The 12814-nt window shown below is 68.7% G+C and carries 13 protein-coding genes; 1 reads left to right on the top strand and 12 read right to left on the bottom strand.

Translation table 11 applies throughout. The annotated features are described in order from the left end of the window. Nucleotides 1-7: 7 nt before the first annotated feature. Together FHR96_RS01680 and FHR96_RS01675 are read right to left on the bottom strand one after the other, a co-directional pair. Nucleotides 8-292: a hypothetical protein gene (locus tag FHR96_RS01680; RefSeq protein ID WP_343066308.1), complete on the bottom strand. Its 285-nt coding sequence runs from the start codon at nucleotides 290-292 to the stop codon at nucleotides 8-10. Between the two features lie 58 nt (nucleotides 293-350). Further along, nucleotides 351-1142, bottom strand: a complete 792-nt coding sequence (locus FHR96_RS01675) for a M48 family metallopeptidase (protein WP_183385897.1) — start codon at nucleotides 1140-1142, stop codon at nucleotides 351-353. A 119-nt stretch (nucleotides 1143-1261) separates the two neighbouring features. Between FHR96_RS01675 and FHR96_RS01670 the strand changes: the two genes are divergently transcribed. After that, complete coding sequence (locus tag FHR96_RS01670; RefSeq protein WP_183385896.1) at nucleotides 1262-2119, top strand: ATP-binding protein; 858 nt, start codon at nucleotides 1262-1264, stop codon at nucleotides 2117-2119. A gap of 249 nt (nucleotides 2120-2368) precedes the next feature. Here the strand turns inward: FHR96_RS01670 and FHR96_RS01665 are convergent, their stop codons facing one another. The 10 genes from FHR96_RS01665 to ndk all read right to left on the bottom strand — a co-directional run bounded on the left by FHR96_RS01665 (nucleotide 2369) and on the right by ndk (nucleotide 12656). Next, complete coding sequence (locus FHR96_RS01665; RefSeq protein ID WP_183385895.1) at nucleotides 2369-3004, bottom strand: hypothetical protein; 636 nt, start codon at nucleotides 3002-3004, stop codon at nucleotides 2369-2371. 287 nt (nucleotides 3005-3291) lie between these two features. Further along, the gene (gene der, locus FHR96_RS01660; RefSeq protein ID WP_183385894.1) at nucleotides 3292-4695 is read right to left on the bottom strand and encodes a ribosome biogenesis GTPase Der; all 1404 of its coding nucleotides are present in this window, start codon (nucleotides 4693-4695) and stop codon (nucleotides 3292-3294) included. Then, the gene (gene bamB / locus FHR96_RS01655) at nucleotides 4692-5843 is read right to left on the bottom strand and encodes an outer membrane protein assembly factor BamB (RefSeq protein WP_183385893.1); all 1152 of its coding nucleotides are present in this window, start codon (nucleotides 5841-5843) and stop codon (nucleotides 4692-4694) included. Before bamB ends, der begins: the two co-directional genes overlap by 4 nt. Then, complete coding sequence (locus tag FHR96_RS01650; RefSeq protein ID WP_183385892.1) at nucleotides 5840-6496, bottom strand: tetratricopeptide repeat protein; 657 nt, start codon at nucleotides 6494-6496, stop codon at nucleotides 5840-5842. Before FHR96_RS01650 ends, bamB begins: the two co-directional genes overlap by 4 nt. Before the next feature lie 29 nt (nucleotides 6497-6525). Then, nucleotides 6526-7833 carry a histidine--tRNA ligase gene (gene hisS, locus FHR96_RS01645; RefSeq protein WP_281378351.1) on the bottom strand — a complete coding sequence of 436 codons (1308 nt, stop codon included), beginning with the start codon at nucleotides 7831-7833 and terminating at the stop codon, nucleotides 6526-6528. A gap of 23 nt (nucleotides 7834-7856) precedes the next feature. Beyond that, the gene (ispG, locus tag FHR96_RS01640; RefSeq protein ID WP_183385891.1) at nucleotides 7857-8972 is read right to left on the bottom strand and encodes a flavodoxin-dependent (E)-4-hydroxy-3-methylbut-2-enyl-diphosphate synthase; all 1116 of its coding nucleotides are present in this window, start codon (nucleotides 8970-8972) and stop codon (nucleotides 7857-7859) included. 5 nt (nucleotides 8973-8977) lie between these two features. After that, nucleotides 8978-10012 carry a RodZ domain-containing protein gene (locus FHR96_RS01635; protein WP_183385890.1) on the bottom strand — a complete coding sequence of 345 codons (1035 nt, stop codon included), beginning with the start codon at nucleotides 10010-10012 and terminating at the stop codon, nucleotides 8978-8980. Between the two features lie 30 nt (nucleotides 10013-10042). Beyond that, the gene (pilW, locus tag FHR96_RS01630; protein ID WP_183385889.1) at nucleotides 10043-10762 is read right to left on the bottom strand and encodes a type IV pilus biogenesis/stability protein PilW; all 720 of its coding nucleotides are present in this window, start codon (nucleotides 10760-10762) and stop codon (nucleotides 10043-10045) included. A gap of 105 nt (nucleotides 10763-10867) precedes the next feature. Next, nucleotides 10868-11995, bottom strand: coding sequence for a dual-specificity RNA methyltransferase RlmN (gene rlmN / locus FHR96_RS01625; protein ID WP_183385888.1), 1128 nt, complete (start codon nucleotides 11993-11995; stop codon nucleotides 10868-10870). A 235-nt stretch (nucleotides 11996-12230) separates the two neighbouring features. Continuing rightward, on the bottom strand, nucleotides 12231-12656 hold the full coding sequence (gene ndk, locus FHR96_RS01620) for a nucleoside-diphosphate kinase (protein ID WP_183385887.1): 426 nt from the start codon (nucleotides 12654-12656) through the stop codon (nucleotides 12231-12233). Nucleotides 12657-12814: the final 158 nt, after the last annotated feature.

The raw sequence follows: 12814 nt of genomic DNA, 5'->3' as shown, positions 1-12814 counted from the left end.
ACCGGCCTCAGCGACGTCGCACGCAGCGACCGACCAGGCACATCACCAGGCCTGCCAGCGAGAGCAGCAGGCCGCCGTTGACCAGCCAGGGGCGGCGATCGATCCACGGCTCGAAGGGCTGCGGGGTATCACGGCACACGCCTGCGAGGTAGTCCCAGTGGCCCTGCTGGATCAGCTGACAGTCGCGTACGTCGCCCAGCTCCAGGAAATAGGCACCCATCAGCCCCAGCGGAGGCAGGATCAGCAGGGTGAGTCCGACAGGCAGCAGGCGCTGGGCAGTGGGATGACGCATGGTGGTTTATCGCTCAGGACTGTTTTTCGGCTTTATCGGCTCAGGGCTGTCTGTCGGCTCAGGGCTGTCCGCAGTCCGGCGCCTGACCGGCCTGCCGGTAGCGCTGCAGCGCCTCGGGCATCCCGGCCTCCAGGCCGGCGATGCGGCTGCCGTGGCTGGGGTGGGTGGACATCCACTCCGGCGGCTGGCCGCCTCCGGCGCGCTCCATGTTCTGCCACAGGGCGATGCTGGCCCGCGGGTCGAAGCCGGCGTCGGCCATCAGCCTCAAGCCAATGGTGTCGGCTTCGCTCTCGTGGCTGCGCGAGAAGGGCAGCAGGATACCGTACTGGGCGCCCATGCCCAGTGCCGCCATGACCTGCTGGCCGCCGGCGCCCTCCAGGCCGGCGGCCGAGGAGAGCACCGACAGGCCGAGGTTGGTGGCGCTCTGGGTGGAGGCGCGCTCGTTGGCGTGATGGGCCAGCACGTGGCCGATCTCGTGGCCGATGACCGCGGCCAGTTGATCCTGGTTCTCGGTGATCTCGAGCAGCCCGGTGTTCACGCCCACGTAGCCGCCGGGCAGGGCGAAGGCGTTGGCCGAGTCGTCCTGGAAGACCTTGACCTGCCAGTTGTCCCGCTGCAGCTCGGCGGGGAGGGTGGCGACGATCTCCCGGGTGACGCACTGGGCGAGCCGGTAGGGCGCACCGCCCACGGTGGTGCGCTCCTGCTGGTATTCGGCGAAGGCCTGGGCACCCATCTGGTCGAGCTGGTCGTCGGACATCAGGGTCAGCTGAGAGCGTCCGGTGGGCGAGGTGGTGCAGGCGGCCAGGGCGACGCTCAACGCGCCCACGGCGAGACAGTGAATCCAGCGCATGAAGGACCTCCTGGGAGCCGGTCGTGGCGGTGCCACTGGACGGCGGATAAGGGTTCGCCACAAGATACCCCGACTGTCTGCAAGATCAACCGCGAAACCTGCAATCACGGAGGAAGTTCATGGACGAGGCCCTGGCACAGCGACTGCTGGCCCTGCTCGAGCGCGTGGAACCCTGGCTGCCGCCGGCCGCCGAAGGCGTCGACTGGGAGCGTGACGTGGCCGCGCTGTGGGAACGCCACGCCCTGGGCGGGCGCCTGGTGCCGGTACCGCCCCGCGACGCCCTGGCCCTGGATGACCTGCTGGGCATCGAGCGCCAGAAACGGGCGCTGGTCGACAACACCCGCGCCTTCCTGCGCGGCCATCCGGCCAACCACGCTCTGCTGTGGGGCGCCCGGGGCAGCGGCAAGTCGTCGCTGGTGCGGGCGCTGCTCAATGGACTGGCCGACGAGGGGCTGCGCCTGGTGCAGGTGGACCGCCACGACCTGGCCGGCCTGCCGGCGCTGGTCAATCAGCTGCGCCACCAGCCGCATCGCTTCGTCGTCTACTGTGATGATCTCTCCTTCGAGGGCCACGACGATGCCTACAAGGCGCTCAAGAGCGTGCTCGACGGCACCCTGACGGGGCCACCCGAGAACGTGCTGCTCTACGCCACCTCCAATCGTCGCCATCTGCTCCCCGAGTCGCTGGCCGACAACGACGCGACCCGCCTGGTGGGGGACGAGCTTCACCACGGTGATGCCGTCGAGGAGAAGATCTCGCTGTCCGACCGCTTCGGGCTGTGGTTGGCCTTCCATCCCTTCTCCCAGGACGCCTATCTCGAGGCCTGCCGCCACTGGACGCGGCGGCTCGGCGAGATGGACGACTGGGACGAGCAAGCGCGGGCCGAGGCGCTGCGCTATGCGACCCTGCGCGGTGGCCGCAGCGGCCGGGTGGCCTGGCAGTTCGCCTGCCAGTGGATCGGCCTGCGGCGGCTCTAGGGCGCGTCAACCATCGTCCGCCGATGGCGTTGCCGTCTCACCCGAGGCAGGCCAGGCGACGGCCGCCGTCAAGGGTGGTTCCCTTGACCAGGACGTCGCCGGGTGAGGCGCAACCCGCAGGTCTGGGCCGGTGGCGGCGCAGCTCTTTGTTGTTCACGACTCATTTGGCACCGCCAAACCACCTCGTTCACGCTGCGATCTGCACCACCACCGGCTCCGGCGCAACGTCCGTGCGATGGTTAACGCGCCCTACGGCGAGGCCTGATCGCCCAGCGGGCGCAGCATGCCGTTCTCGCCCACGGCCAGGCGCAGGGTTGGCGTCAACAGGCCGGCCGGCAGGGTCATGCCCAGGCCGCTGAGATCGCCGGGGGTGATCGACAGCTCGCTGCCCTCGGGCAGGTCGCCGGTACTCGCCATCTGCCGCGCCAGGTCGACCAGCGGGCTGAGCTGGCTGCGGTCCGCCTGCAGCAGGTCGAAGGCCAGCGGCAGGCGCAGGTCGGCGGCGTCGCCCGGGGTCAGGGCTACGTCCTGTTCATAGCGGCCGCTGACGGCCTCGAGCCCGGGGACGTCCAGGTTCCAGTCGAAGCCGGACATCTGCACGGCGGGCAGGCCGGCGGGCAGGCCGAGCCCCAGGGCCATGGTGGCCTGCACCGGCAGGCTGCCGGCGCCCAGGCTGGAGGCGATCAGCGAGGTGAGATCGGAGGTGTCGAGGCCGGCATCGATGGCGTATGGGCCGATGCGGATGTTCTCGACGCCCAGCGACGTGACGGCCAGGCGAAAGGCGAACAGGCCGGTCTGGGGCAGCGCCAGGCAGCCGCCGAGCAGCAGCACCAGGCAACCGGGAATCAGGAAGCGCGCTCGGCGGCGCAGGAAACGAAGGGACATGGCGACTCTCGCTAACGGGAGGGGATGGCTCCTGAGCGCTCGCGGGGATCGTGCCGTGTCGTCGACGGGGCGTCGAGAAATCGCGCTGAGCCCGCCATGGCGCGCGACTTTTGCCCCTCCTGGTCAAAAGCTCCTCGTCCAGCCGTCGGCGGCGCGCCATGGCGAGCGCCTCGGGATGACATGCGTAAACCGCCGGCCCGGGGGCCGGCGGTGCGTACTATCGGCGAGATTCGATCACGCGTCGAGAGTCGATGGACGGCGACGGTACCTGTCGCCGTGGGGAGACATCAGCGTCGGCCGCGGCGCGACTCCTTGGTGCGGTTGAGCTCGCGCTTCTTGGCCTTCTCGCGGTCACTGGCGCCGGCCATGTGGTCGTAGGGGTTCTTGCCCGAACGGAACTCGAAGCGCATCGGCGTGCCGCGCACCTTGAGCACCTTGCGGAAGGTGTTGGTCAGGTAGCGCTTGTAGGCCTCGGGCAGCGACTCGGTCTGGTTGCCGTGCACGACGATGATCGGCGGATTGCTGCCGCCCTGGTGGGCCATGCGCAGCTTGATGCGCCGGCCGTGGATCATCGGCGCCGGATGCTGTTCCACGGCATCGCGCAGGATGTTGGTCAGGCGGTTGGTCGACCAGTGGCTGTTCGCCGAGGCGAAGGCGCGCTCGATGGACGGGTAAAGATCGCCCACCGCGGTGCCGTGCAGCGCCGAGATGAAGTGCAGGTCGGCGTAGTCGGCGAAGCCCAGGCGGCGCTTGATCTGGGCGCGCATCTTGTCCTTGGCTTCGCTCTCCAGGCCGTCCCACTTGTTGACCGCCAGTACCAGCGCGCGGCCGCTGGTCAGCACGTAGTCGAGCAGGTGCAGGTCCTGTTCCACCAGGCCGCTTCTGGCATCGAGCACCATGACGGCGACGTGGCACTCCTTGATCGCCTCGAGGGTCTTGATGATCGAGAACTTCTCGGCGGTCTCGCTGACGTTCTTGCGCCGCCGCACGCCGGCGGTGTCGACCAGCACGTAGGGCTCGCCGCGCCGCTCGAAGGGGATCTCGATGGCGTCGCGGGTGGTGCCCGCTTCATCGAAGACCACCACGCGCTCCTCGCCGAGCAGGCGGTTGACCAGCGTCGACTTGCCCACGTTGGGGCGGCCGATGACGCCGATGCGGATGCCCTTGGTGCCGGTATCGGCGGGAATGTCCTCGTCGCGCTCGGGGAAGGGCGCGAGCACTTCCTCGATCAGCGCGGTGACGTTGCGGCCGTGGGCGGCGGCGATGGGGTGCGGGTCGCCGATGCCGAGCTGCCAGAAGTCGGCCATGGCGGAGTGTTCCTCCAGGCCATCGGTCTTGTTGACGACCAGCCAGGTCTTCTTCTGGTTGATGCGCAGGTGGTTGGCGATGGCCTCGTCGGCCACGTTCAGTCCACTGCGACCGTCGACCAGGAACAGCACGATGTCGGCCTCGTCGATGGCCTGCAGCGACTGCTCGGCCATGGCCGCATCGATGCCTTCCTCGTCGCCGCTGATGCCGCCGGTGTCGATGACCGTATAGGCCTTGCCGCCGAGCACGCCATTGCCGTACTTGCGATCCCGGGTCAGGCCCGGAAAGTCGGCGACCAGGGCGTCACGGGAGCGTGTCAGGCGGTTGAACAGGGTCGACTTGCCCACGTTGGGGCGGCCGACCAGTGCGATCACGGGATTCATGGTTGCAGTCTCAGGGCCTCGAAGCTGCCGTCGTCGGCCAGGGCATAGACGCGCTTGCCGTCGGTGAGCGGGGCCACGCTGATGCCGGAGCCGTCGATCTCGGTACGGCCGACCAGGGTGCCGTCTCGGGCATCGATCAGATGCAGGTAGCCTTCGAAATCGCCGACCACCAGGCGGCCGTCGGCGAAGGCCGGGTCGGTCAGCTCGCGGCCTTCCAGGTCGTCGAGCTGCCACACCGTCTCGCCGCTGTCGGCGTTGAGGGCGAGCACGTGGCTGGCTTCGTCGATCACGAACAGGTAGTCGCCGACCAGCATCGGGCTGCGATAGCTGGACAGGTCACGGGCCCACGAGATTTCGCCGCTGACGGCCTTGAGGGCCACCAGGCGACCCTGGTAGCTGGTCACGAACAGCCGGCCGTCCGGGGTCAGCAGCGGCTGGCCGGCCAGGTCGACCAGCCGTTCTATCTCGCTGCGGCCCTGGGGAACGGCGATGCGGCGCTCCCACAGCGGTTGGCCACCGCGGTTGTCCAGGGTGACCAGTCGACCGTTGGCCAGGCCGGCGATGGTGACCTGGTCGATGACCCGCGGGGTGCCGGTGTTGCGCAGGGTCAGCGAGGGGCGGGAGCCGCTGTGGACCCAGCGTTCGGCGCCGCTCTGGCGGTCCAGGGCCGTTATGCTGCCATCCACCGCCTGCACCACCAGCAGTTCGCGGTTGGCCTGGGGGGCGGCCAATACTTCGCTGTTGACGCGAGTGCGCCACAGCACCTCGCCGTCGGCCTGGTCCAGGGCCAGCACCTCGCCGTTGCGAGTGCCGAGATAGAGCCGGTCGGCTACGGCGGTCAGGCCGCTGGATGCGCCGGCGTCGAGCTCGACGCTCCAGCGCGGCTCGCCGCTGGCGGCGTCGATGGCCTCGACCAGGCCGTGCTGGTCGGCGGCGAACAGGGTGTCGCCGTCCCGAGCCGGGGCCAGCGGGTAGCCGCCCTGTCCTAGGCCGTCGCCGATCTGTTCCTGCCACAGGGTCTCGACGCGAGTGGTTCCGGCGGTATCGTGCAGTTCCTTGGGCGGATACTCGGGCTCCACTTGCCCTGCACAGCCGGTCAGCAGGCCAAGCGCGGCGGTGGCGGCGATGGCGAGAGTCGTCTTGCTCATGAGGTCTCCTCGACGCCCAGGTCGTCCAGTTTGAGTTGTACGCCGTAGAGTGGCTGATCGCTGGCTTGGGAGAGGCTCAGCGCCTCCTGCCAGGCCTTCCGGGCGGCCTCTCGGTCGCCGAGCGCCAGGTGAGCGTCGCCGCGGATGTCGGCGCGCTGGGCGGCCAGCGGGGCGGGGATCTCGCCGTCCAGGGTGGCAAGCGCCGTCTCGGCGTCATCGCCGGCCAGCTGCAGACGGGCCAGGCGCAGGCGGGCCAGCCCCTGGAGATAGGGACGCTCGGCGTCGGATACCAGGGCTTCCAGGGCGGTCTTCGCCGCATCGGTGTCGCCGGCCTGCACCGCCAGGCGAGCCTCCAGCAGGCGCGCCAGGTCGGTGTAGAGGCTGTCGCCGTGCTCTTCGGCGAGGCTGCTCACCAGCTGCTCGGCCTGCTGGCGGGCGCCTTCGTCGAGGCTGTCCTGTCCGCTCAGGGTCAGCAGCTGCTGGTAGGTGGCCGAGGCCGCCTCGGCCTGGCCGGTCTGGTAGTCCTGCCAGGCCTTCCAGCCGAACACCCCGGCTGCGGCGATCGCAGCGCCGGCGATCAGCGAGGTGCCGTTTTCCTTCCACCAGCGCTTGAGCGCCTCCACCTGTTCTTCTTCGCTTCTCATCTCCGCCACGGGCGGTCTCCTTTTGTGTCCGTGGGCCGTCAGGCGTCGCCTGCCAGCAGGGATGTGAGGGCCTCGGCGAGTGCGTCCTGGTCGAGACGCTGCTGTTCGCGGTCCTCGCGCAGGAACTTCAGCGTCACGGCATTCTCGGCGAGTTCGTCTTCGCCGAGCAGCAGGGCCAGGCGGGCCCCGCTCTTGTCGGCTTTCTTGATGCGACTCTTGAAGCTGCCGCCGCCGCAGTGCAGCTGTACGCTCATGTCGGGCAGCGCTCCGCGCAGCCGCTCGCCCAGCAGCAGGGCGGCAGACTCGGTGGCCTCGCTCATCGGCAGCAGGTAGACGTCGAGTTCGCCGCGGGCCTCGTCGGGCACCAGGTCCAGGGTGTCGAGCAGCAGGATCAACCGCTCGATGCCCATGGCGAAGCCGACCGCCGGCACCGGCTTGCCGCCGAGCTGCTCGACCAGCCCGTCGTAGCGGCCGCCGGCACACACCGTGCCCTGGCTGCCCAGCGCCGTGGTGGTCCATTCGAAGACGGTACGCGAGTAGTAGTCCAGGCCGCGCACCAGCCGCGGGTTGACCACGTAGGCGATGCCGGCGGCGTCGAGCATGGCGGTCAGGCGCTCGAAGTGCTGCTTCGATTCCGCGTCCAGGTGATCCATCAGCCGCGGTGCGTCGGCCAGCATCGGGGCCATGTCCGGGTTCTTGGAGTCGAGGATGCGCAGCGGGTTGGTGGTCAGCCGGCGGCGAGAGTCCTCGTCGAGCACCTCATGGTGCTGCTCGAAGTAGGCCACCAGGGTGTCGCGATAGGCGGCGCGGGCCTCCGGCGAGCCCAGCGAGTTGAGCTCCAGGGTGACGTGCTCGAACAGCCCGAGCTGTTTCCACAGCCGGGCCGAGAGCAGGATCAGCTCGGCGTCGATGTCCGGCCCCTCGAGGCCGAAGGTCTCCACGCCGACCTGGTGGAACTGGCGATAGCGACCCTTCTGGGGGCGCTCGTGGCGGAACATCGGGCCCTGGTACCACAGCCGCTGGGTCTGGTTGTGCAGCAGGCCGTGCTCCATGGCGGCCCGCACGCAGCTCGCCGTGCCCTCGGGACGCAGGGTCAGGCTGTCGCCGTTGCGATCCTCGAAGGTGTACATCTCCTTCTCGACGATGTCGGTGACCTCGCCGATGGAGCGCTTGAACAGTGCGGTCTGCTCGACGATGGGCGTGCGGATCTCGTCATAGCCGTAGCGGCCCATGAGGGTGCGCACCTGGCCCTCGAAGTACTGCCACAGCGGGGACTGCTCCGGCAGCAGGTCGTTCATGCCACGAATGGCCTGGATCTTTTTCTTGCTGGTGTCGGACTTGCTCAATGCTGGCTCCTTGTCGGCACGCCTCAGGCGTCCCGGGCGATGACGTCCTGCTCGGCCTGTTCCTTCTCGCGGACCTTGTCGCGAATCAATCGCTCCAGGTCATCGACCAGGTGGTCGTTACGCAGTTTGCTGGCCGGCTTGCCGTCGATGTAGACGAGGTTGGCGGGACTGCCGCCGGTCAGGCCGATGTCGCTTTCCTTGGCCTCGCCCGGACCGTTGACGACGCAGCCGATGACCGAGACGTCGAGCGGCGTCATCACGTCATCGAGGCGTTCCTCGAGCGCGTTCATGGTGCCGATGACGTCGAAGTTCTGGCGCGAGCAGCTCGGGCAGGCGACGAAATTGATGCCCTTGGCCCGCAGGCGCAGGCTCTTGAGCATGTCGAATCCGACCTTGATCTCCTCGACCGGGTCGGCCGCCAACGACACGCGGATGGTGTCGCCGATGCCGTCCATCAGCAGCATGCCGAGGCCGATGGACGACTTGACGGTGCCCGAGCGCAGCCCGCCGGCCTCGGTGATGCCGAGATGCAGCGGCTGCTCGATGCGCGTGGCGAGATCGCGGTAGGCAGCCACCGCCATGAACACGTCGGAGGCCTTGACGCTGACCTTGAAGTCGGGGAAATCGAGGCGCTCGAGATGGTCGATGTGGCGCATCGCGGACTCGACCAATGCTTCCGGGGTCGGCTCGCCGTACTTCTTCTGCAGGTCCTTCTCCAGGGAACCGGCGTTGACGCCGATGCGGATCGGGATGCCGTTGTCGCGGGCGGCGCCGACCACGGCCTTGACGCGGTCCTCGCGGCCGATGTTGCCGGGGTTGATGCGCAGGCAATCGACGCCGAGCTCGGCGACGCGCAGGGCGATGCGGTAGTCGAAGTGGATGTCCGCGACCAGCGGCACCTCCACCTCGCGCTTGATGCGGCCGAAGGCCTCGGCGGCGTCCATGCTCGGCACCGAGACGCGCACGATGTCCGCGCCGGCCGTCTCCAGCTGGCGGATCTGCGCCACGGTGGCGGCCACGTCCAGGGTGTCGGTGTTGGTCATGCTCTGGACGGAGATGGGCGCGCCGCCGCCGACCGGCACCTTGCCGACGTGGATGCGGCGTGACTGGCGACGGGTGATGGGCGATGTAGCGTGCATCGGACTCATTCTCCCAGGGTGAAACGGGCGACGTTGTTGGCGCCGGTGCGCGGCGCCAGGTCCACGGGGTCGCCGTGCCAGGCCAGTTCGACCCCGGTGGCATTGCCCACGGTCAGGCGGAAGGGCGGTTCGCCTTCGACGCGTGCCGTGGTGCCGGGTTCCTGGAGGCCGACGAAGATGCGCTGACCGTTGGCGTCGAAGATCTCGGTCCAGGACTGCTCGTTGAAGGTCAGCTCCAGTACTCGACGATCTCCCGTCGCTGCGACGGCCTCCTCGGTGCCCTCGGTTGCTTCTTCTTCACCGGCCTGGGGGGCGGCACTGGCATCGGCAGCGTTGCCCTCGGTCTCGGCGGTAGCGTCGGAGGTGGCGCTCGCGGCCTGGGCGGGGGCGTCAGGCGTCGCCGCATCGCGCTCGGCCGGCGTTTCGTCGCCGGCGGCCTGGCGGGCGTCGTCGTTGGCGCTGGTGTCGTCGCCGGCGTCGGTGGCGACCTCGCGGCTCCAGTCACGCTCCGTTGCCTCATCGTCGGCCGTGGCCGGTTCGCCGCCCTCGGTCACGGTGGTGCCGTCGAGACTGTCCACCGCCACCGGGGCGTTGTCGCCCGGCGTGGGCGGCTGGCTGCCGCCGCGGCTTTGCCACCACAGCAGGGTCAGGCCGACCAGGCCGGCGATCACCAGCAGGGTGGCCAGGCGGAACAGCCAGGCGCCGAGGCGCGAGGGCGGCTTGTTGACCACGTGCACCGGGGTGACCTTGCGCTCCGTGTCTTCGCTGCCGAAGCGCGCCTGGTAGGCGGCCAGCACCCGTTCGGCGTCCATGCCCAGCAGGTTGGCGTAGCTGCGCAGGTAGCCGCGCCGGTAGGTGGCGATCGGTACCTCGTCATAGATATCGTTCTCCAGGCCCTCGATCACGGCCGGGCGCAGGTTCAGGGCCTCGGCGACCTCATCGCGCGACAGCTCCAGGGCCTCGCGTTCGCGGCGCAACAGCTCGCCGGGCGAGGCCTGGGAGGCGTTCGCGTCGGGCTCCAGATAGGGGGTGTCGCTCATGGCGTGGCATCCTTCATGGGAAAAACGGGATCAGGGTGCGTCATCGGATGCCGCCGACCGGTTGCCACGGGCGCGTGCCAGATCATCGGCCAGCCTTCGTGCCGCCGGCGTGGCGCCTGCCAGGCGCACGAAGGCCTCGAGCTGCTGGTCCGCCCGACCATACCGACCCTGTGCATATTCGAGCTGGGCGAGGCGCAGATAACTACCCGCGCGGCGCGGGTCGATGTTCTGGGCGCGCTCCAGGCTGGTGCGGGCGGCCTGGACGTCGCCGAGGCGTCGCTGGCACTGGCCCAGGTTGGAGAACAGTTGGGCGCGGTTGGCGTACTGGGTGTCGGCGGTGGCCTGCTCGAGCTGGTGGCAGGCCTCGCGAGTGCGTCCCTGATCATACAGGAAAGCGGCGTAATTGTTGCGTGCCCGGGTCAGCCCGGGGGCGGCGTCGAGCGCTCGTCGAAAGGTCCGGTCGGCGAGGTCCGCCTCGCCCTGTCGCTGGTAGACGATGGCCATGGCCTGCAGGGCTTCGGCGTCGTCCGGGGCGATCTCCAGGGCGTGATCCAGGGCCGACAGGGCTCGGGGCAGGTTGTCGCGTTCCAGGTAGGCGGTGCCGAGCCGAGTATAGGCATCGACGGGGTCGGGCGTGTCCGCCTCCGGCAGGGGGGCCCCGGGACGAGTGGCGCAGCCGGTCAGCCAAAGGGCGCTCGCCAGGACGACGGTAATGGAAAACTGTCGATGACCGGGCGGGCGGCGTGTCATGGCATCCTCTCTGAGGGAGCGGCGCGGGGGCGGCACTCGACCGTTGCTGAAAAAGGCCCGACCATCAAAGCGTCGTGCCTTGTTGAAGTCAAGGTGCCCCGGGGCTCAATCGGCGTCGATCTGGATCGACTGGATGTAGCGGGCATGACGCTTGGTGCGATCCTTGACGCGGCCCACCAGCTGGCCGCAGGCGGCGTCGATGTCGTCACCTCGGGTAGAGCGGATCGGCGCCGTATAGCCGAGATCGGCGAGCCATTGCTGGAAGCGCATCGTCTGATTGCGCGACGGCTTCTCGTAGCCCGAGTGGGGAAAGGGGTTGAACGGGATCAGGTTGATCTTGCACGGCAGCTCTTCGAGCAGCTCGGCGAGCTGGCGGGCGTGCTGCTGCTGATCGTTGACGTCCTTGATCAGGGTGTACTCGATGGTGATCAGCCGCGTGTCGCCGCACTTGGCCAGGTAGCGCTGGCAGGCATCGAGCAGGGTGCGGATGTCGTACTTGCGGTTGAGCGGCACCAGCTCGTTGCGCAGCTCGTCGTTGGCGGCGTGCAGCGAGATGGCCAGGCTCACGTCGAGCTCGTCGCCCAGGCGGTCGATCATCGGCACCACGCCGGAGGTGGAGAGCGTGACGCGGCGCTTGGAGAGGCCGTAGCCGTTGTCGTCGAGCATCAGCTTCATCGCCGGCACGACGTTGTCGTAGTTCAGCAGCGGCTCGCCCATGCCCATCATCACCACGTTGGTGACCGGGCGGTTGGCGGTGTCGTTGCGCGGGCCGAAGCTGTTGCTGGCGACCCACACCTGACCGATGATCTCGGCCGCGGTGAGGTTGCGCTGGAAGCCCTGCTTGCCGGTGGAACAGAAGCTGCAGTCCAGCGAGCAGCCGACCTGGGAGGACACGCAGAGGGTGCGGCGCTTGCCGTTCTCGGCGGGAATCAGCACCGTTTCCACGTAGCTGCCGTCCTCCACTTCCAGCACCCACTTGCGGGTGCCGTCGCTGGAGGTGCCCTCGTAGACCACGCCCGGGCCGCGGATCTCGGCGACCTCCTCGAGACGTGCGCGCAGCGCCTTGGACAGGTTGGTCATGGCCGCGAAGTCGGCGCAGCCCTCGTGATGGATCCATTTCATCACCTGGGCGGCACGGAACTTCTTCTCGCCGATGGAAAGGAAGAAGGCTTCCATCTCCTCGCGGGTCATGCCGAGCAGGTTGGAGCGTTGGGGAGCGGTGGTGTCGGTCATGGGCGGTCAGCGGCGTCGGTGGGGCTGGGTGCGGGGGCGAGATCGCCCCCGCTCGGCAGTGAGGCTGCCAGTCCGGGAGGAAACGGCAGATTCATGTGGCGAGCGAAGCGGGTTCGGAGGGTCGCCGGCGTTGGGTCGGTATCCGATGAAGATGCCAACCGGGCTGGCATTCCAGCACCGCCAGCGGCCAGCTCCTGTATCAACTACGCGAGCGTCGCCATGAATCGGCGTTTCCTTAGCGGGAGCAGATCTCGCTGTCTTCGAAGAAGTAGGCGATCTCGCGAGCCGCGGATTCCGGAGAGTCGGAACCGTGGACGGCGTTGGCGTCGATCGACTGGGCGAAGTCGGCGCGGATGGTGCCGGCCTCGGCTTCCTTGGGGTTGGTCGCGCCCATCAGGTCGCGGTTGGCGACGATGGCGTTCTCGCCTTCCAGCACCTGCACGACCACCGGACCGGAGGTCATGAAGCCGACCAGGTCGCCGAAGAAGGGGCGTTCCTTGTGCTCGGCGTAGAAGCCTTCGGCCTGTTCCTGGGACAGCTGGAGCATCTTGGCGGCGACGATCTTCAGGCCGGCTTTCTCGAAGCGGCTTTCGATTTCGCCGATGACGTTCTTGGCGACGGCGTCGGGCTTGATGATGGACAGGGTGCGTTCGGTAGCCATGGGTGGTCTCCAGTCTGGAAAGTCACGAGCGTTGACGGCCTCGCGCCGCCCCGGAAGACCCGGGGCGGCGCGAGGCCGGGAAAGATGCGGTTCGACGCCGGGCGCCGAATGGGCGCAGAGTATACCGCCCCCGGACGGCGATGGACAATCCGTGGCGT

Source organism: Halomonas organivorans (genome assembly GCF_014192055.1).
Taxonomy (GTDB): Bacteria; Pseudomonadota; Gammaproteobacteria; order Pseudomonadales; family Halomonadaceae; genus Halomonas; species Halomonas organivorans.
The sequence above is the reverse complement of the archived record's forward strand: the minus strand, read 5'-3'. Positions and strand labels throughout refer to the sequence as shown.

Coding starts and splice junctions, on each gene's coding strand:
- FHR96_RS01680 (WP_343066308.1), bottom strand. CDS start 292: ATGCGTCATCCCACTGCCCAGCGCCTGCTGCCTGTCGGACTCACCCTG.
- FHR96_RS01665 (WP_183385895.1), bottom strand. CDS start 3,004: ATGTCCCTTCGTTTCCTGCGCCGCCGAGCGCGCTTCCTGATTCCCGGT.
- FHR96_RS01675 (WP_183385897.1), bottom strand. CDS start 1,142: ATGCGCTGGATTCACTGTCTCGCCGTGGGCGCGTTGAGCGTCGCCCTG.
- FHR96_RS01670 (WP_183385896.1), top strand. CDS start 1,262: ATGGACGAGGCCCTGGCACAGCGACTGCTGGCCCTGCTCGAGCGCGTG.
- ndk (WP_183385887.1), bottom strand. CDS start 12,656: ATGGCTACCGAACGCACCCTGTCCATCATCAAGCCCGACGCCGTCGCC.
- FHR96_RS01635 (WP_183385890.1), bottom strand. CDS start 10,012: ATGAGCGACACCCCCTATCTGGAGCCCGACGCGAACGCCTCCCAGGCC.
- der (WP_183385894.1), bottom strand. CDS start 4,695: ATGAATCCCGTGATCGCACTGGTCGGCCGCCCCAACGTGGGCAAGTCG.
- ispG (WP_183385891.1), bottom strand. CDS start 8,972: ATGCACGCTACATCGCCCATCACCCGTCGCCAGTCACGCCGCATCCAC.
- rlmN (WP_183385888.1), bottom strand. CDS start 11,995: ATGACCGACACCACCGCTCCCCAACGCTCCAACCTGCTCGGCATGACC.
- pilW (WP_183385889.1), bottom strand. CDS start 10,762: ATGACACGCCGCCCGCCCGGTCATCGACAGTTTTCCATTACCGTCGTC.
- bamB (WP_183385893.1), bottom strand. CDS start 5,843: ATGAGCAAGACGACTCTCGCCATCGCCGCCACCGCCGCGCTTGGCCTG.